The sequence below is a fragment of the Daejeonella sp. genome, from assembly GCF_037719425.1.
In the GTDB taxonomy this organism is placed as follows: domain Bacteria; phylum Bacteroidota; class Bacteroidia; order Sphingobacteriales; family Sphingobacteriaceae; genus Daejeonella.
On record NZ_JBBJNI010000041.1, the window covers coordinates 4,232 to 28,657 of the forward strand.

General features: G+C 41.1%; 23 protein-coding genes and 1 pseudogene. 6 read left to right on the forward strand and 18 right to left on the reverse strand.

Translation table 11 applies throughout. The features are described 5' to 3' along the window. Positions 1 to 269: 269 nt before the first annotated feature. Positions 270 to 1,025 (forward strand): YdcF family protein, encoded by a 756-nt coding sequence (locus tag WKF69_RS07460; RefSeq protein ID WP_340380881.1) that lies wholly within the window; start codon positions 270 to 272, stop codon positions 1,023 to 1,025. Between the two features lie 644 nt (positions 1,026 to 1,669). On the opposite strand, the gene WKF69_RS07465 is transcribed toward WKF69_RS07460, so the two are convergent. Next, positions 1,670 to 1,972, reverse strand: a complete 303-nt coding sequence (locus WKF69_RS07465; RefSeq protein WP_340380883.1) for a GIY-YIG nuclease family protein — start codon at positions 1,970 to 1,972, stop codon at positions 1,670 to 1,672. A 507-nt stretch (positions 1,973 to 2,479) separates the two neighbouring features. Here WKF69_RS07465 and WKF69_RS07470 point away from each other — a divergent pair. Genes WKF69_RS07470 through WKF69_RS07480 form a run of 3 tightly spaced genes read left to right on the forward strand, consistent with a single transcriptional unit; the run spans position 2,480 to position 5,074 of the window. Continuing rightward, on the forward strand, positions 2,480 to 3,178 hold the full coding sequence (locus WKF69_RS07470) for a glycosyltransferase family 2 protein (protein ID WP_340380885.1): 699 nt from the start codon (positions 2,480 to 2,482) through the stop codon (positions 3,176 to 3,178). Positions 3,179 to 3,185: 7 nt separating this feature from the next. Then, on the forward strand, positions 3,186 to 4,298 hold the full coding sequence (locus WKF69_RS07475) for a hypothetical protein (RefSeq protein ID WP_340380887.1): 1,113 nt from the start codon (positions 3,186 to 3,188) through the stop codon (positions 4,296 to 4,298). Positions 4,299 to 4,303: 5 nt separating this feature from the next. Beyond that, the gene (locus WKF69_RS07480; protein ID WP_340380889.1) at positions 4,304 to 5,074 is read left to right on the forward strand and encodes a class I SAM-dependent methyltransferase; all 771 of its coding nucleotides are present in this window, start codon (positions 4,304 to 4,306) and stop codon (positions 5,072 to 5,074) included. A gap of 9 nt (positions 5,075 to 5,083) precedes the next feature. Here WKF69_RS07480 and WKF69_RS07485 read toward each other — a convergent pair whose 3' ends face one another. The 17 genes from WKF69_RS07485 to WKF69_RS07565 all read right to left on the reverse strand — a co-directional run bounded on the left by WKF69_RS07485 (position 5,084) and on the right by WKF69_RS07565 (position 22,746). Next, positions 5,084 to 6,184 (reverse strand): DegT/DnrJ/EryC1/StrS family aminotransferase, encoded by a 1,101-nt coding sequence (locus tag WKF69_RS07485; RefSeq protein WP_340380891.1) that lies wholly within the window; start codon positions 6,182 to 6,184, stop codon positions 5,084 to 5,086. Between the two features lie 3 nt (positions 6,185 to 6,187). Beyond that, positions 6,188 to 6,553: an FdtA/QdtA family cupin domain-containing protein gene (locus tag WKF69_RS07490; RefSeq protein WP_340380893.1), complete on the reverse strand. Its 366-nt coding sequence runs from the start codon at positions 6,551 to 6,553 to the stop codon at positions 6,188 to 6,190. 591 nt (positions 6,554 to 7,144) lie between these two features. Continuing rightward, complete coding sequence (locus WKF69_RS07495; RefSeq protein ID WP_340380895.1) at positions 7,145 to 8,005, reverse strand: SDR family oxidoreductase; 861 nt, start codon at positions 8,003 to 8,005, stop codon at positions 7,145 to 7,147. A 28-nt stretch (positions 8,006 to 8,033) separates the two neighbouring features. Beyond that, positions 8,034 to 9,830 carry an ABC transporter ATP-binding protein gene (locus WKF69_RS07500; protein ID WP_340380897.1) on the reverse strand — a complete coding sequence of 599 codons (1,797 nt, stop codon included), beginning with the start codon at positions 9,828 to 9,830 and terminating at the stop codon, positions 8,034 to 8,036. Beyond that, positions 9,818 to 11,089 carry a TIGR04372 family glycosyltransferase gene (locus WKF69_RS07505; RefSeq protein ID WP_340380899.1) on the reverse strand — a complete coding sequence of 424 codons (1,272 nt, stop codon included), beginning with the start codon at positions 11,087 to 11,089 and terminating at the stop codon, positions 9,818 to 9,820. The genes WKF69_RS07500 and WKF69_RS07505 overlap by 13 nt, the downstream gene beginning before the upstream one ends. Before the next feature lie 142 nt (positions 11,090 to 11,231). Beyond that, positions 11,232 to 11,939, reverse strand: coding sequence for a class I SAM-dependent methyltransferase (locus tag WKF69_RS07510; RefSeq protein WP_340380901.1), 708 nt, complete (start codon positions 11,937 to 11,939; stop codon positions 11,232 to 11,234). A gap of 93 nt (positions 11,940 to 12,032) precedes the next feature. Next, positions 12,033 to 13,067 carry a transketolase C-terminal domain-containing protein gene (locus WKF69_RS07515; protein ID WP_340380902.1) on the reverse strand — a complete coding sequence of 345 codons (1,035 nt, stop codon included), beginning with the start codon at positions 13,065 to 13,067 and terminating at the stop codon, positions 12,033 to 12,035. An 8-nt stretch (positions 13,068 to 13,075) separates the two neighbouring features. After that, the gene (locus WKF69_RS07520; protein WP_340380904.1) at positions 13,076 to 14,050 is read right to left on the reverse strand and encodes a thiamine pyrophosphate-dependent dehydrogenase E1 component subunit alpha; all 975 of its coding nucleotides are present in this window, start codon (positions 14,048 to 14,050) and stop codon (positions 13,076 to 13,078) included. Positions 14,051 to 14,209: 159 nt separating this feature from the next. After that, positions 14,210 to 15,082 (reverse strand): NAD-dependent epimerase/dehydratase family protein, encoded by an 873-nt coding sequence (locus WKF69_RS07525; RefSeq protein ID WP_340380906.1) that lies wholly within the window; start codon positions 15,080 to 15,082, stop codon positions 14,210 to 14,212. Positions 15,083 to 15,088: 6 nt separating this feature from the next. Next, the gene (locus tag WKF69_RS07530) at positions 15,089 to 16,369 is read right to left on the reverse strand and encodes a nucleotide sugar dehydrogenase (protein ID WP_340380908.1); all 1,281 of its coding nucleotides are present in this window, start codon (positions 16,367 to 16,369) and stop codon (positions 15,089 to 15,091) included. Continuing rightward, on the reverse strand, positions 16,366 to 17,289 hold the full coding sequence (locus WKF69_RS07535; protein ID WP_340380910.1) for a Gfo/Idh/MocA family oxidoreductase: 924 nt from the start codon (positions 17,287 to 17,289) through the stop codon (positions 16,366 to 16,368). The genes WKF69_RS07530 and WKF69_RS07535 overlap by 4 nt, the downstream gene beginning before the upstream one ends. Before the next feature lie 2 nt (positions 17,290 to 17,291). Continuing rightward, a complete protein-coding gene (locus WKF69_RS07540) occupies positions 17,292 to 18,845 on the reverse strand; it encodes a PfkB family carbohydrate kinase (RefSeq protein WP_340380912.1) in 1,554 nt (517 codons plus the stop codon). A 2-nt stretch (positions 18,846 to 18,847) separates the two neighbouring features. Continuing rightward, positions 18,848 to 19,852, reverse strand: coding sequence for a GDP-mannose 4,6-dehydratase (locus tag WKF69_RS07545; protein ID WP_340380914.1), 1,005 nt, complete (start codon positions 19,850 to 19,852; stop codon positions 18,848 to 18,850). Then, the gene (locus tag WKF69_RS07550) at positions 19,849 to 20,856 is read right to left on the reverse strand and encodes an SDR family oxidoreductase (protein WP_340380916.1); all 1,008 of its coding nucleotides are present in this window, start codon (positions 20,854 to 20,856) and stop codon (positions 19,849 to 19,851) included. The genes WKF69_RS07545 and WKF69_RS07550 overlap by 4 nt, the downstream gene beginning before the upstream one ends. Positions 20,857 to 20,887: 31 nt before the next feature. Continuing rightward, positions 20,888 to 21,613: a transaldolase gene (locus WKF69_RS07555; protein ID WP_340380918.1), complete on the reverse strand. Its 726-nt coding sequence runs from the start codon at positions 21,611 to 21,613 to the stop codon at positions 20,888 to 20,890. Beyond that, complete coding sequence (locus WKF69_RS07560) at positions 21,597 to 22,145, reverse strand: HAD family hydrolase (protein ID WP_340380919.1); 549 nt, start codon at positions 22,143 to 22,145, stop codon at positions 21,597 to 21,599. The genes WKF69_RS07555 and WKF69_RS07560 overlap by 17 nt, the downstream gene beginning before the upstream one ends. 4 nt (positions 22,146 to 22,149) lie before the next feature. Then, complete coding sequence (locus WKF69_RS07565) at positions 22,150 to 22,746, reverse strand: SIS domain-containing protein (RefSeq protein WP_340380920.1); 597 nt, start codon at positions 22,744 to 22,746, stop codon at positions 22,150 to 22,152. A gap of 324 nt (positions 22,747 to 23,070) precedes the next feature. On the opposite strand from WKF69_RS07565, the pseudogene WKF69_RS07570 reads away from it, so the two are divergent. Both WKF69_RS07570 and WKF69_RS07575 read left to right on the forward strand, forming a co-directional pair. Continuing rightward, positions 23,071 to 23,586, forward strand: a pseudogene (locus WKF69_RS07570) (sugar phosphate nucleotidyltransferase); the annotation flags it as partial. Positions 23,587 to 23,768: 182 nt separating this feature from the next. Next, entirely contained in the window at positions 23,769 to 24,371 is a 603-nt protein-coding gene (locus WKF69_RS07575; protein WP_340380921.1) for a YdcF family protein, read from the forward strand. The last annotated feature ends 55 nt before the right edge of the window (positions 24,372 to 24,426 follow it).

Genomic DNA, 24,426 nt, shown 5'->3' on the forward strand with positions numbered 1-24,426 from the left:
CTGGGCGGAGAGGCTGTTCACGAATTAGTCCCGGATCAAGTCCGGGATGGATCTCTCAGTGGAAGGGGTAAACCGGTAATCAGTAATCAGTATTCAGTATTAATCGGTCTGGGCGGAGAGGCTGTTCACGAATTAGTCCCGGATCAAGTCCGGGATGGATCTCCTCAGTGGAAGGGGTTAATCGGTATTCAGTATTTAGTAATCAGTATTCAGTTTAAGAAGGCCCTTAACGGCACGATTTACCAAAGTTTCAAATCTGAACTTTTTATATGTTCTTCATTCTTTCAAACGTGCTCGATTTTCTGTTATCTCCGCTTGTGTGGATCATAATCCTATTTTTAGCGGGCTTTATCGTTAAACAACCTGTTTTAAAAAAACGATTCATCTATTCCGGAATTTTTCTGCTCTTTATCTTCAGCAATCCTTTCCTGGCAGGGGAAGCTTTCCGGGCATGGGAGGGTGAGCCTAAACCTTTAAGTAGTGTGGGCTATTATGATACTGGTATAGTTTTAACCGGCGTTGCTTTTAGCCGGTCATCAGCGCCGGACAGAGTCTTTTTTTCAAAAGGCGCCGACCGGGTTTTGCACGCGGTGCAATTATATAAGATTGGAAAGATTAAGAAAATCCTCATCACTGGGGGCTCAGGTTCTTTAACAAAACAGAACAAAAGTGAATCTTCAAGGTTGAAAGAGGTGATGTTGTTTTGTGGTGTTCCAGATTCTGTCATTACTATTGAGGAGAAGTCACGTAACACCCGCGAAAGCGCGAGGTATACAAAGGAATTGACTGAACAAAATGGGTCGAAATTCCTTTTAATCACTTCCGCCTTTCACATACCGCGGTCTTTAGGATGTTTCAGGAAAGTTGGAATGGATGTAGAGGGGTATGGCGTGGATTATTACACGGGAGATCGATCTGTTGATTTTGATTCCCTGGTTCCGGATGGAAATGCGATGCATATTTGGGAAATTTTAATTCATGAACTGGCCGGTTATGGGATTTATAAATTGATGGGGTATTTATAGGCTCACTTTAGATTTGCACACTAAGTGTGATGACCTATGGATTTGTATTATTGCTCGCTACCTCATTATGCGGAAGATTGATTACAGGCTTAGGGTCATTAGCAATTTCAACAACCAGGTTTCCCCTTAAGGTAATGACATTTACTAAAGACTCTACGGCTCCCAAGTCTGAACTGCCTGTGCGGATTTTTTGGAGGGTCCCTGCCTACCGGAAGCTACCCTGTACACATATCTTTTGTTGACGCTTTCGCGAGGATGACAATTTTTGGTGGAACATAAGGGGGGATGAAGGCGGCATGCGCCCGCCTTCATCCCCCCCCAATCTTTATAAAACGTCTGTCATCCCTGCGAAAGCCTGCCTACCCACAGGCAGGCAGGGATTTCCTCAAAGACGCGGCTCAGCCCGCGTCTTCTATGAATAATCAATTCAAGCTGGTTCGATACCTCAGCTAAGCTGGAGGCAATTGATGCCAATTCGTAAACACAACAGCAATTCCGGAGATAAATACTTGTGTGTACAGGGTAGCTACCGGAAGGCAGGCAGCCTCCACTGGAATATTAATTAGCAAACGAGGAGGTTTCAGCCTGCGCTGGAATGACAATTGCTTTGTGGAAAATAAGGAGATTCCAGCCTTCGCTGGAATCTACCTGGAATGCTTGGTAAACCATCCGGCGGCAAGATCGAGCCACTGAGGATTGGTTTTGTTAATCAGATTGTTTTTCCAGCTTCGCTGCCAGGTTTTTATCTGTGTTTCCTTTTTGATGGCTTGGTTGATATCAGTGAAAGTTTCATACCAGACTAGCTTATTGCAATTGTATTTGCTGGTAAAGCCGTACACGAGCTTTTGCTTGTGTTCAAATACCCTCCTTCGGATGTTATTTGTAACCCCGATGTACAACACGTTATTATACTTGTTAGTCAGCATATACACATAATACTCCTTCATCCCTGAAAAATAAGGGACAAGTAGTTGAATAAAGAAGATAAATGTTTGATGTGGCAATATCATTTAGCAATGGGCCATTACGATTCCAGCGAAGGCTGGAATCTCCCTATTACCCTAAAAATTTTTGTCATTCCAGCGAAGGCTGGAACCTCCAGTCCTTTAAGTTATTAAGTTAATGATATTGCCCCTTAAGGACCTCCTTTAACCAAGTTTTTTCCTTAAGTTGCCGGTCTCAAGTTGCACCGAATTATGCATCTGGAACGGCGATTCGATTAAACAAATTGCTTGCAAGGCCGGGTCTTAATAGAAAGTCGAGAAGGCACGTGCACCTAAAGTAAAAACAAATTAGTTTAAGGGGTGTTTGGAGAATGCGTGCAAGGATAATTAGTGGGTATAACTCATGTTAAGTCATGTATTTATTACTTAGATAATGGCTTAGGCCAGTTTTTTTTTATATTATTGTTTTCGTCATATTTCTTTTTGTTTCATTTTAACGCCTCACATTTAATGAACCATGGTCTGAGCATTTTTATGCCCTTTTATAATGATGCAGGAACGGTGCGACGAATGATCACAGAGGCTCATTACTATGGCAACAAGCTTACTGATGATCTTGAAATTATCGCTGTGAACGACGGGAGTAGAGATCATACTTTAAGGGAACTGAAGCAAATACGGAAGCAATTCCCCAAGCTGAAGATCGTATTCCATAAAAAGAATAGGGGGTACGGTGCTGCATTACGCTCGGGAATTGCTAATACTACTAAACAATGGGTATTTTACACAGATGGGGATGCTCAGTACCACTTTGACGAGCTGGAAAAGCTTTGGCTGATGCGGCATGATTGCGATGTAGTGAATGGGTATAAATTACACCGGTCGGATAATCTCATGCGGAAAGTTGTGGGTTCACTTTATAGCAGGATTATTAAAAAGATCTTCAACACCCCCATTACCGATGTTGATTGTGATTTCAGGCTGATAAGAGGTGAAATTTTGCGCTCTCTGGAACTTCATTGCAACAGCGGAGCTATTACGGTAGAGCTGGTGAAAAAGCTGCACATGAAAACCAATAAATTCAAAGAGGTTGGTGTCAATCACTATTCTCGAGAGTATGGCCGCTCAACTTTCTTTACACCGGTTAATATTTTTCGGACTGTGAGAGAAGAGTTTAGTTTACGTAAAGAATTTAGAAGGGAGCTTTAGTCGTGTTATGAAGGGTTTCTTCTATATTGATAAAACAGATTTTTTACGTATTTGCGCTATCTTTTTTGTGACGAGGGTACTCATCCTGGTCATGGGAGCCCTCAGTTATTCCATGTTCCCTGAAAACGGAGAAGTTCATCAGAAAAAAACGATTTCGGAAGTTTTGGATCTAAAAAATACCTGGGACAGGTTTGATTCAGGTTGGTATATTACACTTGCGCGGGAGGGCTATCCCCAACGTGCCTTTACTGACGATGTGCAGGAAACCTGGGGATTCATGCCTCTATATCCAATGTTAATGAATGGAGTCTCCAGGCTAACGGGTTTGAATTTATTTGTAAGCGGCCTGGTGGTTTCTAACATCTGCGCTTTCCTGGCCATGCTCTTTTTTTATAAGCTTGCTGAAGAGAAATTCGGAAAGGGAATACGGGCGGTTACGCTCCTAATGATATCAGCAGGGGGTTTTTATCTCAATATTGTATACCCCTCAGGTCTTTTTGTGCTCCTTACAGCGATGGTATTTTATCTCACTTACAGGCAACAATATAGCTGGGCATTGATCATCGCGGGTTTGGCCTCGGTTACCCGGATACAAGGGTGCCTGCTTTTTGTTATTCCGTGTATTGAAATCCTGATTACTTACGGACGGAATAGCTACAAGTATTTACCCGCGGTGGTGTTGGGCCTCCTGCCGATGGGTCTTTTTATGGCGTATCTTGCGTATACCTCCGGAGAGCCGTTGGCTTTTATTAACATACAGCATGCCTGGGGAAGTTCAGACTTGTTTCCTTTACAGGGATTTCTGAGTGTTTTCGGGGGTGTTCGACCAGGCGGTTCTTTAACTAACGCCTGTTTCTGGGTCATCATAGTCGGTTCCGTTATTTATTGTTATAAAAGAATGCCACTTTCTTACCTGATTTTTACTCTCCTTTATGTGCTTTTATCGACCAGCAATAATATGCTGTATGGTTCCGCACGTTATATGCTGGGATTACTTCCGGTATTCATCGCGATTAGCATCAGCCCGTATTATATCAGGCAAATTTTTATCCTCATCAATATCTTATTTCTTTCGCTTATGATCAGTGCGTTTGTTACCAATACCATGACTTTCTTATGAGCCTGATGTATTCATCAGAATATGGTCTGATGTACCATTCGGAGGAAAAGCTCTGGTGGTATATTGGCTTGAGGGGAGTTTTGGGGTATTACATGGAGCGTTACTCCGCCCCTAATCATCGCATCCTTGACGTAGGCTGCGGGACCGGGAAAAATATGGAATTTCTGATCTCCCGGGGTTACGAAAATATTGAAGGTCTCGACTATTCGGCGGATGCTATCGAATTTTGTCGTAAAAGAAACCTGAGGCAGGTTCATCAAGGCTCAGTTACTGATATTAATTTTCCTGACAATTCCTTTGATGTAGTTTATTGTATGGATGTTTTGGGATGTCTGGATGAACAGGACAGGACGGCAGCTGCGGCAGAATTGTTTAGGGTGCTAAAACCGGGTGGCGTGTTTATGGCTAATTCGGCATCTTTAAACATATTTCGTTCGCAGCACGACGATGTAGGGAATATAAAGATCCGTTTCAGTAAAAATGAGTTTATCAACTTGTTCAAACTTCATCACTATGAGTTGAAAAAGCTGTCTTACCGCGTGTTTTTCCTATCTCCCCTGGTATTGTTATTCAAATCTGGTAAAAATCTTTTGCGGTTTTTGCAGCCTGGAAAAAAGTCGCAATCAGACCAGGTTATATTCCCCTTTGGCATTAACTGGTGTTTAACACAGGTTCAATTATTGGAAAACAGGTTTTTAAGATATCTTAGCCTCCCTTTCGGCTCTTCTGTATTTATAGTACTCATTAAATCCGGGTCATCGCCAATTAAATCTTAGCCCATCTAATTATTCCTCAGATTCGAAGTGGTTTAATACCTGAGCGATATATTCTATGTCCTTTTTTGTATGTATAACAGATACCGGCAGACTTAAAGTAGTACGGTGGATCTCTTCGGAAAGTGGGAAATGCAGGCCTTTGAACCAGGTAAGGCAAGCCTCTTGTTTGTGAGGAGCTAATGGATAATGAATTTCAGTTTTAACCCCGTTTTTCAGTAAATGTTCCTTTAGTTTATCTCTTCGGGGATGCCGCACATTAAATATATGCCATACGTTATCTATCCCTTTTTGAACTACAGGCAGAACGATATTTTCCTGAACGATACTATTGAGGTAGATATTTGCGAGGGAAGTCTTATGCGCATTTAGCTCGTCGAGGTGCCTGAGTTTAATTCTCAAAAATGCCGCCTGCAGTTCGTCCAGCCGTGAATTGATACCGATGTATTGACTATAGTATTTTTTTTCGGAACCGTAATTTCGCAGCGCTTTTAATTTCACTGCTATTTCTTCATTGTCAGTTACAATGGCGCCGGCATCGCCAAGGGCTCCGAGATTTTTCGTCGGGTAGAAGCTGAATGCTCCGGTGATTCCGAATGTCCCGACTTTTTTTCCTTTGTAAGTTGCTCCATGTGCCTGAGCACAATCTTCTATAAGATGTAAATTGAAACGATTCGCAATATCTTTTAAGGGATCCATGTCACAAGGTTTCCCATACAGGTGCACAATCATTATTGCCCTTGTGAGAGGCAGGATATGAGGCTCGATATTATGCGGATCAATATTATAGGTCTCAATTGAAGGTTCAATTAGGACAGGCTTAAACCCTGCATTTAATATGCTGAAAATGGTGGCGATGTAGGTATTAGAAGGAACCAGGATCTCGGACCCTTTTGGAAGATCTAAAGCAAGTAAGGATAAATAAAGTGCATCATATCCGGAGGCTATTCCAATGCAGAATTTGCTGCCACAGTATTCGGCAAATTCATTTTCGAACAACTCTACTTCATCATCTAATATATACCTTCCCCGTTTCAGAAAGCTTTCAAATACTTCCTTGAAGCGGTCTTCATACGGTGCATTAGCCCTGTTCAGGTTTTCGTATTCAATCATTACTCAAGGATACGGAGTAAAAATGTAATCTTCCGGGTCGTATTCGGTTGAAGCTAAAACCATAAGGATTGCATCTTCAGAGAATTGATCCATGGTGTGCCAGTCTTCGGGTTCTAGTAATAAGCATTTTGATGGATTGTCAAGGATGTACTGGTTTTCCGATAAACCATTATTATTGCGGATGCGGCAAGATCCTTTAATAGTGATAGCCGCCTGAACAGTCGTTTTATGCCTATGTCCGCCGCGTACCGAATTGTCTACCCCGTAAATGTAGAATATGCGTTTTATGTCGAAGGGAATTATTTTTTCGATGACGGTCAAGTTTCCTCTCTTGTCGGTATGAGTTGTTAGATCTATTATTTGAGCCATAAGTTCAGGCAAAAAATGATGGTTTTACAAACATCTTGGAAAAATACATAATTGGTTAGTGATTATGGTAACCATATTAATATGGCTTGCCAAAATTATTTGCTCCAACATATTTGCTCGAATCGAATTATTTGAGGCATCGAGATCGCCCGAAGGAAACCGTCTGGGGGGGACGCGGGACTTGCCATGATGCTAAAGGCATTTCTAAATTTTTAGGATTCATAGTGTTAGGTTCGGTTCATCCCGGCCTCAAGCCGGCTCTCATATAGAGCAAATAGGGGACATTCTTAAGCTATATGACTGAATCTTTGGTCCGTTCCGATGATGTGGTGGCTAAGGTACAAGTTCTAGCGGTGAAAGCTCTATCTCAATTTGGTAACTATCTGGACCAGACTTTTTAGGATTTCGATTTTAAGCTGTTCGTCTGCAGTATCGATCATCGAATTCAGCTGGACCTAGCCGAGGTGTTGCTCTAATAACTTCTGCTCCTGGAAAACAGGCTTCTTTTTTATTTCCATGGAAGTTCAATTCAAATCTAACGTCTTTTTTTCGGGAACCAAATGACTAGCTTCTGAGCCATTTAGTCATTGCTTACCATTTTTCACCCCTATCATCAGGAACTATTCTCCGAAGCGTGTAGATATCTGAATCTCTAAGCTTAACCTTATACTTCTCAAAATTTCTCCAGGGGTCCCAAACAGCACTAATTAATTTACCTGTTATTCCGTCACTATCTGCACTTGCCAGATATACACATAATTCAGCTCCCTTTTCTAAAGGGACTCCTCCGTTTTCTTTTTGCTTCAATGATTGTTCGTATAACATTTCTCCTACCCTTTCCGGTCCTGAATCTAGTATTTCATCGAGCAATCTTGTATTAAGGGCGCCGGGTCCGACAGCATTGACGCTCACCCCAAACTCCGAAAGCTCCTCAGAAAGTGTTTCCATAAAACGCACAACCCCCGCTTTAGAAGCTGCGTAGGCACTCAAATAAGGCATCGGCCTGCTAGCTCCTCCGCCAGAAAGGATAATTATTTTACCTTTCTTTTGCGATTTCATGCTTGGAATCACTGCTTTACATGTTAAAACAGTCCCTTTTAAGTTTATGTCAATAGCGTTGCTCCATTCCTTCCAATTTACATCTTCAATTCTCCCTTTGGGACCGTAGACCCCCGCATTAGCTACCAAAATATCAATACCACCGAATTTATTTAATGCCAATTCAACAAGTCTTTCAGTATCAATATTTTTTGAGATATCAGCCCGAATGCATACTAATTGACCTGGATATAACAATATTTCTTTTAAATGCTTTTCCGTTTCATCCATCTTCGCCTGGTTCCTGGCGCATAAAACAACATTTGCCCCTGCCATTATAAATGCTTTAGCTACTGCCAGTCCGAAGCCTTGGTTCCCTCCGGTTATTATCGCACACTTATTGATTAATTTCATAAAGGTATAGCTATGTAATTACTTTAAATCATTCATCTGAGTAGGGTAGTTGAGCATTCAGCATACCATTTAATATTCCTCCGTCCCTTTTACTTAACAACGTAAAGGGCCCTTTCTCTACCACCTGCCCATTACTGAATACGTATACTTGATCCGCTTTTGCGATTGTTGAAAGCCTGTGAGCCACGATAAGTAGGGTAGTATCTTTTGAAACTTGCTCAATTGACTGCTGAATAAGTCGTTCAGACTCCGAATCCAATGCACTGGTAGCTTCGTCGAGAATTAGTAATTCTGGTTTTCGCACTAATGCACGGGCCAGTGCAATTCTTTGCCGCTGACCACCCGATAACCTCACTCCTCTATCGCCGACAATAGTGTCAATTCCATTAGGTAATTCTTTTACGAATTTATCGGCATTAGCCAGCCGGAGTGCTTCCCAAAGGTTATGTTCGTGTGCCTGTTCTGATGCCCAAAGGAGATTATCCCGAATAGAAGAGTTAAATAGCAACGGATCCTGTGGAACATATCCAATTTTCTCCCGGAAGGAATTTTGCCTTAAATCATTCAATGATACTCCATCAACCAACACCTCACCGGAATCGGGTATCTGGAGACCTAAAACCAGGTCTGTGATAGTTGATTTCCCTGAACCTGATTCTCCAATTAATGCCGTCATTTGTCCTTGCACTATTTCCAGATTTACATTCACAAGCGTGTTCATTCGTCCGGGGTATGTAAAGGCTACATTTTTAAATTCAATACTTCGGTTCAATTTATGGAAAGCATGTTGTCCCTCCACCTCACGGAGACCGGCAGCTTTCTCTCTTAGCACTACAAGTTGCTCATAACTTGGCAGAAAATTTTGAATACTAATTTGGCCTTGCAACAAAGCAGCAAGTATTGGCATTGTCGCAAGGAAGCTCCACATAATTGCCGTTAGTTCAGAAATAGAAACGTTGCTTTTTATAGCGAAGCCTATAGCGACAATTACTGCTACCATTCCCATGGGTTGGAAGAGCTTTGGTATAGCCGTTGCGAGAGTTTGTGATTTTAAGGTTACTTGAATATGCTTGTCAAATGCCCTGAGATAATGTAATCTTGATTGCTTTTGTTTACCAAACCCTAAAACTAGACGCGCTGACTGTAGTAATTCATTCAGGACTCCCATGGCAATATTCCCTGTTTCTGTATTATTCTTCCCCAGCCTATAGCTTAATTTATTCAAAAAAAGAAAAGGAATACCGAAGAGGATAGAAAGTCCAAGTACCGTAACAGTCAATAAAGGATTTAGCCATAAAGGAACCGCAAGAAAAACGGCCAACTGAATCACTTGCGCCATTAGTGTTGCAATGTGGCCCAGAGTATCTCCTATTGTATGGAGTTCTTTGTTAAGGGTATTTAAAAGAACACCATTATCGGCGTTACTAAAAAATCCCCATCTGGCTTTAAAGAATCTTTCCAAAGAATCTCCGAAAAGGCCTTGGATAACAGTATATTTAATTTTTAATATTGCGTATCTAACTGCAACTTCGAGCACTCCTTTTAAAGCATTTAAACCAACAAATAACCCGCCTAACGTCCAAAAGGTTGTAGGCACGTTCAACTCGGCAAATACATGTACAATAAATAATGTGATGCGACTGGATCGATTGAGAGTAGAATCTATCAAATAATCAGCCATCGGAATTATCGCTAACATCGATAAAACAGCTGCAGCACCTTCTATTACTAAGAAAAAGAAAAGTAAGCCAAACTGTTGTGGGTAGCGGTTAAGAAATTCTTTGAATACAGCAATGACACTGGATTGCTTTCTTATTGAAGCCATGTTTTATTATTGCGTAAAAAATGCGCTCCATAGCGTCCTCGGATCTTGCCATGCAATGGAATTCCTCTTTCATCCACCGCCTCGGTTGGAAAAATTTCCCAAAATTTTTTTTGCAAATCCTCATCTTCTTCTTGGCTTTGCCAGGTGCTATTGATCCGTTCAACCATTTCTGTTACTACATCAAGAATCTCCTCCGGAGTATTTTCTAAAAGTTCTATTCCTTCAGATTGATATTCAGATGTAAATAAACTGAAGCCAATCCCGCGGGTAAATATTTCCGAAAGAGATAGTTCTTTTTTATCTGACTTGGAAGTGTAGTGTTTGGAAATTGTAATGAGATTATTAATATAAGAGTAAGAATACCCGATTGGCATTAAATTCACGCAGCAAATGGGCCTTCTGAATAATTTTGGTATACACACCAATCCTTCACCATTCGAAATGAAAAATTCGCATTTGGATGCGATAAATATATCCATGAAATCGCTTTTAAACGTACCGTTTGCATAATCGATTATTTTAGGAGAACTAGTTTCAAATGGTTCCAGGACTTTTTTTCCAACTCGGAGAACATAGTAATCCTGATCTGCTAATGATTCGGCCGCCAGCCTATAATTATTAATAGTTGAATTTCGATAATCATGGTATGCCCAGGAATGACCAACATGATATGCACTATCCCGTACACTTAAACACACGAATCGGCTGCCGGGCGCTATACCCATAGCATGTAATTTTGAACTGCCAAGCTCTTCTTCCTCTTCTGTAAATCGTAGATATGGTGGGAAACGTTCTCTTAGATTATGTACATCTCTATCATGTTGGGTATTGTTGCCAATTTGATGAATTTTTCCTCCCGGAATTAATTGATTTACCTTGTCGATAGGACTGATGAGCCACCTGGGCATTATCATTAAAATGTCCTTCCACATCTTTGCCAATTGCTCATTGCAAATGGGCTTAAACCCAAAGTAAAAAACATCGACATACCTTTGACTTGGAACATTAATACCGGCATCTCGCTCAAAGAGATAAAGCTCAGTGTTCGCCGCGAAATGCCCTATTCGACTACTGATTAAAGATTGAAACCGTATCAGGTACCAGGGTCGAACTAATCGAACTATTAATACGATCGGTATGGCCGGAATAAAGAAAAGAAAGTTGACAAACAGAATGTTTTCAAGTTTTCTGAGCAAAACAATATGCCCCCCTTCTTTAATCTCTTCTATTTGTTTTTTTAACTTAAACGTACTAAACATATATTATCCAAGATCTACATTTTTTTTAGCTTATTACTAAATCTATAGCTCTTGTTCATTTCAAGCTGTGTAGCGGGAATGACACCCGTCAGACAATGTTCACCTTCGAATTTTCATCGACTATTTTCAGCTATTCAGGCCATCATTTGACGCAAACTGCAATTAGGTAGTGAGCTAATTTATCAAAACCAGTATGAACGATCTCATCGTTCATTGAAAACATAAAAACCCGGTTGAAATGTTTTTCCAATGATTTGTGTAGTCGGGCAGAATCGTAATTATTAATATGTCCCAGCTCGGAATGCTTGGAACCATGTTGCCTTGCACCATCGTTCGGTGTTCCGATTACTGCAACCCCATAATCTACGAGGCAATCAGAAAGTCGTGAAAGAAAATCGTGTTCCCTGGCTTCCTCGATATGTTCAATAACGTCTAAACAAGCCAATCCTTCCATTCCATTCTGTACAGGAAGCGGTATGGGTTGCTTAAGAACATCGTGCTGAATAAATTTAATTTTTGAAGCGAAACTTGGGGTGGACTGTTCAATGCATGGTAGTAATACATTACTGGCATGACCGATAAGCCTGTAATCAAAGTCTACACCCAGGATATGTTCTGCTTGTGTATCGACAGCAAACGTTAAAGTTCCCATTCCGTCTCCACAACCAACATCCACAATAGAACGGCAGTTTTTTAACATTTTAGCTGCAAATTTATAGCGAGACAGGAAAAAACATATTCTCTTCGGGTCGTAAATATAACGGTCGACAGTGTTTGGCCCAAGAGTTAAATTCAATCCTGAAGATAAAGCCATTACTTCATCCCAAGTTTTTTTTGTTAGGTCTGACATTAAATTGATTTAGAAAATGTTAAATTACTTATTTGTTGTGTCATCGAAAGCATTTAAGTGGCTATAATTATCTCGGAAAGTATTGAACGTTCACTAATATGGCCCTTTAAAATTGTCGATTCTATCAAGGTGGGCTACATTTCCAGCACTTCTGCCAAGCATGACCATTACAGCCTTAACAATTGTAGCGGCTGTTGGATAGAAAGCTTTTTCAAGAGGTTGTGAGACTGGAGCGGGACATGCTGCGAGAGCAATCCTCCTAACCGGAGCTTTTAAGAAATTAAAACCCTTTTCTGCCGCCAAAGCAGCAATTTCGCTGGAGACACCACACAATTCCCAACTCGTATCTGCAACAACTAGATGTCCGGTTTTTTTTATCGAGTTAAGGATTGTTTCTTCGTCCAGTGGGCTGATGGTTCGAAGATCTACAACTTCCGCTGAAACTCCCTGACTCTCGAGTTCAGTAGCGGCGTGTAGCGCTTCATAAGACATAAAAGATGTCGCGACAATAGTAACGTCCGAGCCCTCTCTGATAATATTTGCTTTGCCCAGAGGTACCGGAACACTGTCCTCGGGAACTTCGCCCAAGGTATCATAAAGCGTTCTGTATTCTAGTATGACGACGGGACCATTGTGACGTAGGGCACTGATCATTAATCCCTTCGCATCTGCTGGAAATGCAGGCATAACGACTGTCAAACCTGGGAAATGCGCTAATGTAGACTGCAAGCTTTGAGAATGAGTTGACCCTTGGCCCCATCCCCGACCTATTATCATTCTAACAACAACCGGAACAGTACCGCCATTACCTCCGAACATATACTTCCATTTCGCTGCCAGTTGAAGTAACATGTCAAAAGACAAAAACATAAAGTCGGCTCGGGGAGAAACAATTATTGGCCGTTTGCCAACAGCGGCCGCTCCAATTGCAATTCCCATCAGTGCATTTTCCATTGCGGGAGCATCAAAAACACGCTTCGGTCCAAAACGTTTACTAGCTTCAGTGGTTGTTCCAAATATGCCTGATGGGTAATCTACTGAAATACCGGTTATGAAGATGTCTTTATTACGTTCCATCTCTTCAACCATGCCTTCTGATAAAGCTTTTGAATATTTTATTTCTCTCATAGGGTTTGCTAGATATTTTCGAAAAGAGTACTGGGATCAGGCCAGGGACTATCGTAAGCGTTTTGTAAGATGTTTTCAATTTCATCATTAATATCAGCACGCCATGAATCAAGATCTGATTGCTGAGATATACCCATTGATATTAGTTTCCCCCCTGACCTTTTTACGGGGCATTTCTCCATCCAGGATTCTAGTTCCGCTTTAGGGCGGAAAGTCCGGTTTGCTTCGTAATCCCACAGAGGTCCGACATGTTCCCTCCATCGGTAAGTCATACATTCAAGAAGTACCGGTCCAGCTCCCGAACGGCAAGCGTCGATTGTAGACTTAACACTCCCAAAAACAGCATCTACGTCATTTCCATCGACACGCTGTGATTTTACTTTAAACGCATTTGCCCGCTCGCAGAAGCTTGTGCCTTCAGGTTGTCGCACAGACAGCGGACTTTCTGTAGCGTATAAATTATTCTCACAAACAAACATTACCGGGAGTTTCCATGTTGCTGCGTAATTTAAGCTTTCCCAGGCACTTCCTTCGTCGAAAGCACCTTCTCCAAAGAACGCTACTGCAATACTTGGTTTGTTGTCCATTTTAAATGCGAGAGCACTTCCTGTTGCTAAGGCTAAGGAATGCCCCAAAACGGGAGATGATCCTAAGAACCCAACAGACCTGTCAACTAAATGAACCGAGCCTCCCCGTCCTCTGGAGCAGCCACCCTCACGACCAAGAAGTTCTGCGATAAGTCCAAAAGGGCTCCCACCTTTAGCTAAATAATGTGTATGGCTTCGATGATGTGTATAGACCACGTCACCTAAGTTCAGGCCCCCGCATACTCCCACTGCCACTGCCTCCTGACCAATGCCGAAATGGGTTGGCGTTCTCATTGTCCCTTTGCGATACTCCTCCGCGAGGATTTCTTCGGTACGCCGGATTCGAAGTAGTTCTTTATATTGACTGACTCTCATATCAGCGGTAATATCGCTCATGTTCAAAGGATTAAAATTATCAGCATTAACAAATTTTCTTTTAAGATGCGCTACTCAACTATATCAAATCTGAAATTATCAACGACGATATCTATTGGTAAATCTGAGTCAACTCGTAAGTTGACTGATAATTGGAGCCCATAATTCAGTATTTCATCGTCAGCCTTCACTGTATATTCGTTCCAGTATTCTGTATAAAGACTGATATTTAAATGTAGGGAATAATCGAGATGTCGCTGCATTGTCAAAAGCACGATATCCGTTATGCGGCATAGGTGCAGTCCTTATATTCTCTGAAACTTTTGAATTTGTTTTTGACAACGAAACAACCTTTTTTGCGATTTCACGAAAAGAGAATACTTCACCCGTCGCAATATTTAACTTTCCAGCTGTTCTGGAAAGTATTACGAGGCTTGTGATCTCGGCTACATCATTAATCCACACATGATCTCTTTGCTCTTCCCCCGCTCCAAATAATTCGATATTTTCACCCCGCGCCGCAAGTCTGATGAAACGATTAGGGCCATAGCCATTATGAGGATCTCCTTTTCCATATATTAATGTTGGACGTAAAAAACACAATGGCCCATCATAAACACTTGCTAACATAACCTCTCTCGCAAGATGCATTACTCCATGCAACGATTCCGGATGGGCGCATGAATACTCGGTTAATGGTTTATTACTGTTGGCGTACACCGCGTCGGAACTTATGTAGATAACATGTGCGACTTTAACCAATTTCAAAGCCTCGCAAACAGACTTTCCGATTTTAATATTGTCAAGAAGCATATATTCGTTCTTAACAGGCACCTTTCCGGCGATAAACAGAAGTGTATCGGTAGGTTTTAAACTCCTTGCCAGGCGAATTCCAGCGTCTTCGTCTGTTAGATCGAGGTCTGAACGTGATATTCGAAGAATGTCAACTCCCAAAGTCTGCAGCCGCCTCTCTGTCGCTGACGCTACAAAGCCACCAGCACCTAATATTACCACACGTTCGGTTGGTAAGAATATTTTTTCCGGGTTAGTCAAATTAATTTAATTATCGTATTGAGTTGTCTGGCCAAGGCTCGCATAAATAAATCCTCTTTTTGCAAGCTCTTCTCCGTTTAAAATTCTGTAGGGATCAATAATGATTCGTCCTTTCATACGATTCGTAATCTCGCTGACTGAGAGAGTTTTGAACTGCTCCCACGGGGTCATAATAATCAAGACATCCGCGTTATCCAATGTTCGCTCCATAGTTTCAACCCGGATAACTCCTGCGAAAGGGAATTCGTACGGAGCGCCGGGATCAAAAGCGGTGAACTTTAGATCAGCTAGACTTGAAATCAATTCAAAAGCGGGCGAATTTTTTATTGAATTTGTATTCTCCTTATAGGTCAATCCTAATAAAGCAATTGCGGGGTTAGGATTAACTGGTAAAATTAGTTCATTTAATTTAAACCAAACCCAATTTTTACGGTAGTGTGAATTTTTAATACATGCTGATAAAGTCCCTGATTCTGTCGTGTATTTGTCTGAAATATCTATAGAAGTTTTAATATCTCTTTCTAAATTTCCCCCTGAGATTCCTAATCCAGGTGTGAGGTACGCGTATGGTCCAATCCTTTTATCTAAGCGTAATGCTGGCATTATCTCAAACCAATCTGCACCGATTTTTTCACATATCTCCGCTAACGTATTGGCTGTGGTAATCGACGCAACCAGAAACATATTAATAGATATTTTAGCTAGTTCTGCACTTTCGTAACGCATAGGCAGAATAGGACATTTGAAAGCACCCAGATATATCGTTAAAGTAGAGGGCAGAGCGTCATTCGGGTTAGCCAGTCCTAATATGAATCGCTCAGGATTCAATGCGCGCTCTACAGCTTGGCCAAAAATAAGGGTCTCAACCTGATAAACAAGTTGTTTTGCCGGCCAAATTACCCCCCTGGTAAAACCGGGAGGAACCTGGCACAAAATAATTAAAATTGCCTCCTTTCGCATGGCGCTGGTGGCAATTTGAATCATATCTTCGACTGGCGTAAGACTGCTAACCCCTCCTTCATCTGTGGGCACATCAACCGAGATGTAGACTATATCACAACTGTATAATGACGCTCTATTCGAATGGAAGGTAAGGTTATCACTGCATGTCACCATTAATTCTGACAATTGCGGCTCTAACACGTGCAAAATACCATTGTTCAAATTTTTAACGAGTTGGATATCATTGTGAAATCCTACTACCTTAAAACCACGTGCAGCACTTGCAATCGCGGAATTTAAACCCAGATGCGTTAATCCCGCATAACCTATAACAGGTTTATTCATGACCGGATGATAATTTCTCCCATACTCCTCAGATTTTTTTGTAGCCAAATATCTGTGGATAAATCCGTTTGAGTTGACGTTTCTATTAATCGCTTGAAATGAAGATATTCAGCTTTCCATGTTGGGTCTTCTTGTACCAATGTTTCGCTGCATTCATGCGGTCTTCCTGACGGAAGAATTCTTTCACGATGGGTAAAAGTACTGGGACCCCATTTGCATAGAGACTCTATATGTGCTGACCCACGCTCTGCTAAAATATCGCACGTGAAATGGTTTCTCCACATGCACAGGGTCATTTCCAAACTGACTCGCGGCTCGGTATTTTCTGATTCGATAACAACATGATCCGGAGCCTGGTTCTCAAACGTATGAAAAGACCCTAAACTGAAAGAGTTAAGTTTTGTTCCAAACCAAAATCGGCACGTATCCAGCAAATGAGAGCCTAAATCAGGTAAAACTCCGGCTCCTTTGTCCCTCCATTCACTCTCACGCACCAGCTTGGCAGTCCCGTTACCATAAAACATTTTGCAGGAATATATCCGTCCAAGGTCGCCGGACGCTATAAGATTCTGCATCCTGATAAAGTGAGGCTCAAAACGATGATTGTAGGCTGTATAACAAACAACGTTATTTTCAACCGCTAATGCTTCAAGTTCGGAAATTTCATTGTCCCCGATCGCCCATAAGGGTTTTTCCACAAGGACATGCTTTTTGTTAGCCAAACAGAATCTCAACAAATCAACTTTAGGTTCGTCAGGGATACATGCCAGCACTGCATCATAACTGTCTACCGGGACATCTCTGATATCACGGAAATCCGCTTCGCTATTAAATGGATCTATGCTAGCCACAAAATCATCTCCCGCGTATTTCCGCCGCTTATAGCCTTGCACACCTAATCCCAAAACCACTGTTCTCATAATTAACTGGTTTTGTAACCAATCATTTTCTCGACTTCATCAATCTTTGCGAGTATATTCTGCGTTCTGATTGGGATATTTCCGTCAATTTCGCATTCACATGCCGCAGCCATTGATCCAATAATTCCCGCCATTACCAGCGAACCGGTAGCTAGCATTGTTAATGTTGAATAGGCTAACAACGCATCACCGGCGCCGACAGCGTCTACGATATAATTTGCGAAGGAATCAATGGAGAAAGCCGGAGTTTTTAATTCCTCATTTTGTGCGACACAGAAAATGCCCTTATCTCCTAGCTTAAGAATTAAATTATTGCAATCGCAGTCCTCAAGTAAAAATGAAGCGAGCCTCCCCACACCTGAATCCTGGTTAGCAAGTGCAAAACGCGCCTCACGTTCGTTTGGCGTAATTAAGTCAAATTTTTTAAATTCTGTGATATTCCCCCAACGGCTGGCAACCTGACTGTCAGCAACACGGAATACACCTGCCGGTATAGCCTTGGTTAAAGTTTTTACGCTGCTACGATTAAAAATACCATGGCGAAAATCGCTGAAAACTACGGCGTCAGCAGGAGTTTGTTGTATGGAGTTAGTTAGCTTTTGAAGAATCTCCTCAGAGATAGGAGTATTGTCAAGCGTATCTAATTTTAATAGTCGATAACCTCCTGATATGATAGCGTTCTTGTGGCTCGTAGGTCGTGTTTGATCAATTATGAGACTGGTTTCGACACCTGACTTAATTAAACCGTCGATAACAAAATCTTTCAGTTTGTCATTCCCGAGGATTGTGGAAAAAGTTACTTTTGCCCCAGCAGCGCGCAAATGTTGGGCAACAATACCAGCTCCACCGATATAGTTATCTTCACCCTGATAAAGCACGCTGAAAGTTGGAGTTTTAGTTTGCCCTCCAATGAAAGTTGTACGCGTGTAAGTGTCCACAATAGTGTCACCGACTACATGTACATGATAGTCCGACAGTTTTAGTATTGTTACACGTAAATTGTCAAAACTAATGTCATTCAGCTGCATCAGCAGCAACAGTTTTTCAAGTTGCAGTTGAGGTAGTGAAAGATTTAAAAATTTTGAAGATGAATACACGACATCTCCAGGCGTAAAGATCATTTGCCCGCCGTAGCTGTCTACAACGTCCGCTTCTGCTTGTGTTGCACGAGGAAGGCCACTTGAAGCATATTCAAATCCTTTTGCGAAAAAATCTGGTTGAATCTCCTTTAGGATATTCAAAGGGGTTGCATTCTCATCGATAAGTACATAATCAACCATTTCGAATGCGGCCAAATTTAGAGCGCGCAGACCCTCTGGAATGTGTGGCCGATAAATACCCTTTTTAATGTGTTTATCTTGAGTAAGTGTTACAACCAAGATATCTGCCTTAGTTTTTGCATAAGCCAGGTGTCTGACATGTCCCGGATGAACGACATCAAAAACACCATGACAAATAATAACCTTTTTCTCCCTGGGAAAAGCTCCAATAATTTCCACCAATTCCTCTTGGGACTTTAGTTTATATTTATACTTTTCAAAAAATTCTGTGCTCATATTTAATGCTTTTCAGGAGACATAAATTGAAACCAAGTTTTAGTCGCAGTTTTAATGGATTCGGTATCCCAAAGCGGAGCATCTCTCCAATTATCAATTTCAGCAATCATTTTTGATACGCCGTCTTCAAACCCTATAGTCGGCTTCCAATTTAATTTTGACGTTATTTTCTCAATATCCGCCCAGGTGCAATCCGGTTCTCCGGGTCGTTTAGGTAAATATAGCACTTCACCCCCTATTAGTTCAACAAGCCTGTTAATACTTTGCGGATTACCTGCGCCAACATTAAAACGTTCACCGGTTATATCTGTTTCTGCTGCCGCTAAAAACGATTTGGCAATGTCAGAAACATAAATAAAATCACGGCTTTGGGTCCCATCACCTACTACCGTAAATGGCTTATTCGCCAATTTTTGTTTAAAAAATACGCCGAACACGGCTCCATATACTCCGGTGGTTCTCACGCGTGTGCCATATGCGTTGAAGATACAAATGGAATTCACAGGCAATCCGTAAACCTTCTGCCAATGGAATCCCGCCTGCTCTCCCTGATACTTGCTTAGAGCATAAGGGTACATTGGTTCTATCGGATGATCTTCCCGGGTAGGTGTAGCCGCCAGACCATAACATGAGGAAGAAGCAGCATATACAAATTTTTGAACGCTTGCAAAGCGCGAAGCTTCAAGTACTCGTATGGTTCCTTGTACGTTCGTATGCATATAAGCGAGAGGATTATCGATAGAAGGAACTATGTCGCCTATACCTGCCAGATGGAACACGTATTTCACACCTTTAAAAGCAGAACTATTTGGTTCTAAATCGCAAATATCTGTCTTTTCTATATTAAGGTGTTTATTGGATGCGTGGTGAGCTAAATTGCGCTCATGGCCGCCAGACAGATTATCAATCACCCGTACTTCATATCCTTTCTCTAACAATAGGTCCACCATGTGGCTGCCGATGAAGCCTAGCCCGCCGGTAACCACAGCAAGAGGATACCTACTCATATTGCCTGAATACGTTTAAGCCGGCGAACATTGAAATAGTCATCATTGTCGAAACTATTCGGCAATTTTCCCTCTCTAAATGCTCCACAAAGCTCACGGATTGCAAATTCAACAGAGTATTTAGGTACAAATCCAAGGATTCGCTTTATTTTGTCGGAATTTATATGATATGACCGGTTGTCATCACTACTGGTAGTTGTTATTTTTATATCACTTTTATCCGGGAACTCTTCCTCGACAACACGTTTTGCCAGTATTGCGATATCTTTTATAGACATGTTTTGAAAGCCTGCATTAAAGACTTCATTTTGTATTTTTTCGTCCGGAGCATTTAAAAGAATATCAACAACCTCACAATAATCCTTGATATGAAGATTGGGACGTAATTGATCTCCCCCAAAAACGGTAATGTGATTTTTGTTAACCGCATGATTCGTCAAAATATTTACTGACAGATCTAATCTCTGCCGCGGTGCATATCCGCAAACGGTAGCGGGCCTGAAGGTGACACCAACAAAATCGTTTGTTGTATGTTTTTGCAAAAGCGATTCGCATACCCCTTTATATTTATTATATAGAGTCAGCGGCACAAGGGGGTGGTCTTCGGTTACATTCGGTTCGTCGGATACACCATAAACCGAACTCGACGATGCGTATATAAACCTTTTAATACCAGATGTTTTAGCCGCCAGGACCATTGGTTCAAATGCGTCAAGATTTACGCTTGTTGATAGGTTCTCGTCAAGTTCGAAACTTGCGTCGTTTGAAATACAAGCCAGACTGACAAATACGTCATGATTCCTACAGAACTCTTGAATTTTAGCCGTATTGCGTATGTCACCCTCAATTAATGTAAGATTTGGATTTTCTTTAGGTAAGAATTCGTTCCCGAAATACATTATATCATAAACGGTAACTTTATACCCCTTTGATAATAACTGCGGTACTAAATAGCTTCCGCAATAGCCCGCACCCCCAGTTACAAATACAGATTCAAATTTCATGATTTATCTAATTCATTTTAAATGTCAAGGTTCAGTTTGCATGTATCGAGTATCCGGCGGCTAGAGCATCTCGGTGAAACATGGAAACGGTTTCAAGAGAAAATACGGTTAAATCTTTACCAACAACTGTCAGTTTTTTAAGTACATCATGGGTCACTGTAATGATATGGCAACCAATTACATCCGCCTGGAAAATATTTAGGAGTTCTCTGGGGCTAGCCCATAAAATCTCGGATTTAGGCTTAATTCTAGCGATTTCAACAGCTTCTTGCATTAGAGGTACCGGATCTACCCCCGTGTCGGCGATACGTCCCGCAAATATTGATAGTATAGCCGGGGTATTCACATCAAGAACGCCAACTGTTTCCTTGAGTTGTTCAAGGGTAAAAATAGCCGTAACATTACATATTATTCCTTGGGAAGAGAGTTTTCCGATCAAGTCATTAGTAGTCTCACCCTTAGTATTTGTGATCGGAATTTTAATGTTTACGTTTTTTCCCCATGAAGCGATTTCTAAAGCCTGGGCTTCCATTCCAGGGATATCATCCGCGAAAACCTCAAATGAAACCGGCCGGTCATTAACAATATTTAAGACATCAAGTGCAAATCCCTTATAGTCTTGAATGCCTGCTCGACGCATTAAAGTAGGGTTGGTGGTAAAACCCTTGATATTAGATTGGTCATAGAGTATTTTAATACTTTCAAGGTCAGCACCGTCTGCGAATATCTTAATCTTTAGATCATTTAGAGTGGGCATGGTTCGTAATTTGTTTTATAATGTAATTCGTAGCAGCATTAATAGAGTAAAATGTTTGTTCTTGGGATGTAGGCTTGGGCTCTTTATAAAATCGATTCAAAAATATAGCTCTACAACCTGCTCCGGTACCTGCTTCGATATCACTCGAACGGTCACCGATAATAAAGCTTTTACTTAAATTTATATTATGTTTTTTTGCAGCATCCAGCAGCATACCAGGCTTTGGCTTCCTGCATAGACATTCCTCATCTTTTGAATGGGGGCATAAAAAAATATCGTCAATCTTAGTTCTTCTTTTAAGCAGCAAATGCATTTTTTCTACTTCGATTAAAGTTACAAGTCCATTATTAATATCGGGCTGATTTGTTGCAACGATTACCAAAAACCCATGTTTTCTTAATTTTTCAACGGACTGGACTGCATAAGGTAATAACTTGAAATGTTCGATTTTTCGGGGCGCATAGGATTTCCCATCCTTTACGTACCCTTTATTCAGGACCCCGTCTCTATCCAAAAATACAGCTAGCTGCATAAATTTACCATTTTGTAGCCTGAATCTGAAGCATTGGATGAGAAACCAGACAGTGCCAAACAACTGCTTGAAAAGCTTCTGAATGAGGAGTAACAAGTTTTTCGTCGACTACCGGGATGACAACTACATTATCGCCGACTTCTTTAGTAAAACCTCCATCACGGCCTACAATTCCGAAGACTTTTGAATTTTTCTCCTTTGCGTATTCAATGGCTCTTATCAAATTTACACTGACATTCTTTTCAAGATTCCCTCCACCAACTGATAAAATCAATACTGCGTCATTCTGTTTTAAATTACTTGTGCGTAGCCAAGCAGCCAATGCACCATCCCATCCATCGTCATTTATTCTTGCCGTAAGTTCGGAAACATTATCGGTAGGAGCATATGATTCGATCCCGCAAAGCTTCCTGAAATCATTCACAGCATGGGAACAATTACCAGCACTGCCCCCCACACCTAAAAGAAAAAGACGCCCACCATCTTCTCGCAAATTCAGGAGTGATCTTGCCAGTAATTCAATCTGGTCTTTATCAATTTGATCTGCAACCAATTTAACTTGAGAAAAAAACGTAGTAACGTGGTTATAATCTTCTTTCATTTTTCTTTTTCAAGCGGTAAGATCTTCATTTAAACTTTAATGAAGCACCTATTTTTTGCCTCACAGGATTGTAAATTATCCAGTATGGAACTCATCGAGTGATCGGTGGTACACGGTGGCAAAAATAGAATAAAATAAATTCAAACAGAGAGCCTCCCGAAATTACTTTACCGCTCACTTTTACCGCATCCCCAATCTCTTGGTTTAAGGGAGTTAAATATATCGGCCAGCAGCGAGAAATATTACGCTTTATTCACTTATCAATCAACTTGGGCCAAATTAATTCCTAGCTTTACCATTAAATACCCCCAACGAAAGGAATAATTAATGCCTGTGTACGTTAAGCCGATGATCGATTCAACATTAATGCAGGCGGGGATCAGTGAAATTTTAATTATTTCTACACCGCATGATCTTCAAAAGCTGTTAGGGGACGGTGCACGTATCTGTTGTAAGTTCTCATATGCTATGCAAGAAAAGCCAAACGGACTTGCACAGGCTTTTCTCAATGGCGAGGAATTCATCGGGACTAATGGTGTGGCGCTAATTTTAGGAGATAATATCTTTCATAGTGATTCTATAACTAGTCTGTTGCCGAAAATCAAGAATCCGGAGAGAGGAGTGGTTTTCGCCTACCAGGTTTCAGATTCGGAAAGGTATGGTGTGGTAGAATTTGACAAAAACTTCAAGGTGATATGGATAGATGAAAAACCAGATCAGCCTAAATCGCATTTTGCCGTGTCTGGATTATCCTTTTATAACAACTCAGTTGTCGAAATCGCAAAAAATATCAAACCGATGATGAAGAGTGGCTATGGAGAATATTCGTTAAGTATGATTGCTTAAATATTATCATATCAGATATGTTTTTCATTCTTTCTAAAGTTCTCGTTTTTTTATTGTCACCGCTTGTATGGATCACAATAATATTTTTGTTGGCATTTCTTGTTAAGGGAGTAATTCTACGACAGCGACTTTTTTATTCAGGGATTATCTTATTAATATTTTTAAGCAATCCTTTTGTGGCTAGTGAAGCGTTTAGAACTTGGGAAGGGGATCCCCAAACTTTGAGCAGCGTCGATCACTATGACATTGGCATAGTCTTGACTGGCGTAACATACACCAGGTCGTCCGCGCCAGACCGAGTATTTTTTTCGAAAGGGGCCGATCGGATTTTACACTCAGTCCAATTATATAAAGCGGGGAAAATTAAAAGTATTCTGATCGCTGGCGGATCGGGCTCCCTAACTAAAAAAAAGATAAGCGAAGCGAAAGAATTACGAGCTGTAATGTTGCTCTGTGGTGTGCCAAATGACGTAATTCACATCGAGGAAAAATCAAGGAATACACACGAGAGCGCCCTGTATACAAAAAAGCTGACGGACAGTCTACAGGTTAAATCAACTATGCTTTTGATTACATCTGCGTTCCATATACATCGGTCTTTAAGATGCTTTCGTAAACTAGGTATGCAAGTCGACGGGTATGGTGTAGACTACTACACTGGCGATCGCGCTATTGGATTTGAAGATTTTATTCCTGATGTGACAGCCATTTACTTATGGGAGGTATTAATACATGAACTTGTTGGGGTCGGTATTTACAAGTTTATGAATTATATATAATTACCCGTTGTGCGGTTTAAATTAATTGAAAAAATGGACGGAAATAAAGAAATAA

Coding starts and splice junctions, on each gene's coding strand:
- WKF69_RS07540 (WP_340380912.1), bottom strand. CDS start 18,845: ATGAGCACAGAATTTTTTGAAAAGTATAAATATAAACTAAAGTCCCAA.
- WKF69_RS07460 (WP_340380881.1), top strand. CDS start 270: ATGTTCTTCATTCTTTCAAACGTGCTCGATTTTCTGTTATCTCCGCTT.
- WKF69_RS07485 (WP_340380891.1), bottom strand. CDS start 6,184: ATGATTGAATACGAAAACCTGAACAGGGCTAATGCACCGTATGAAGAC.
- WKF69_RS07520 (WP_340380904.1), bottom strand. CDS start 14,050: ATGAGCGATATTACCGCTGATATGAGAGTCAGTCAATATAAAGAACTA.
- WKF69_RS07550 (WP_340380916.1), bottom strand. CDS start 20,856: ATGAAATTTGAATCTGTATTTGTAACTGGGGGTGCGGGCTATTGCGGA.
- WKF69_RS07555 (WP_340380918.1), bottom strand. CDS start 21,613: ATGCCCACTCTAAATGATCTAAAGATTAAGATATTCGCAGACGGTGCT.
- WKF69_RS07515 (WP_340380902.1), bottom strand. CDS start 13,067: ATGAGAGAAATAAAATATTCAAAAGCTTTATCAGAAGGCATGGTTGAA.
- WKF69_RS07510 (WP_340380901.1), bottom strand. CDS start 11,939: ATGTCAGACCTAACAAAAAAAACTTGGGATGAAGTAATGGCTTTATCT.
- WKF69_RS07530 (WP_340380908.1), bottom strand. CDS start 16,369: ATGAATAAACCTGTTATAGGTTATGCGGGATTAACGCATCTGGGTTTA.
- WKF69_RS07500 (WP_340380897.1), bottom strand. CDS start 9,830: ATGGCTTCAATAAGAAAGCAATCCAGTGTCATTGCTGTATTCAAAGAA.
- WKF69_RS07490 (WP_340380893.1), bottom strand. CDS start 6,553: ATGGCTCAAATAATAGATCTAACAACTCATACCGACAAGAGAGGAAAC.
- WKF69_RS07475 (WP_340380887.1), top strand. CDS start 3,186: ATGAAGGGTTTCTTCTATATTGATAAAACAGATTTTTTACGTATTTGC.
- WKF69_RS07560 (WP_340380919.1), bottom strand. CDS start 22,145: ATGCAGCTAGCTGTATTTTTGGATAGAGACGGGGTCCTGAATAAAGGG.
- WKF69_RS07535 (WP_340380910.1), bottom strand. CDS start 17,289: ATGAGAACAGTGGTTTTGGGATTAGGTGTGCAAGGCTATAAGCGGCGG.
- WKF69_RS07495 (WP_340380895.1), bottom strand. CDS start 8,005: ATGAAATTAATCAATAAGTGTGCGATAATAACCGGAGGGAACCAAGGC.
- WKF69_RS07505 (WP_340380899.1), bottom strand. CDS start 11,089: ATGTTTAGTACGTTTAAGTTAAAAAAACAAATAGAAGAGATTAAAGAA.
- WKF69_RS07470 (WP_340380885.1), top strand. CDS start 2,480: ATGAACCATGGTCTGAGCATTTTTATGCCCTTTTATAATGATGCAGGA.
- WKF69_RS07465 (WP_340380883.1), bottom strand. CDS start 1,972: ATGAAGGAGTATTATGTGTATATGCTGACTAACAAGTATAATAACGTG.
- WKF69_RS07480 (WP_340380889.1), top strand. CDS start 4,304: ATGTATTCATCAGAATATGGTCTGATGTACCATTCGGAGGAAAAGCTC.
- WKF69_RS07545 (WP_340380914.1), bottom strand. CDS start 19,852: ATGAGTAGGTATCCTCTTGCTGTGGTTACCGGCGGGCTAGGCTTCATC.
- WKF69_RS07565 (WP_340380920.1), bottom strand. CDS start 22,746: ATGAAAGAAGATTATAACCACGTTACTACGTTTTTTTCTCAAGTTAAA.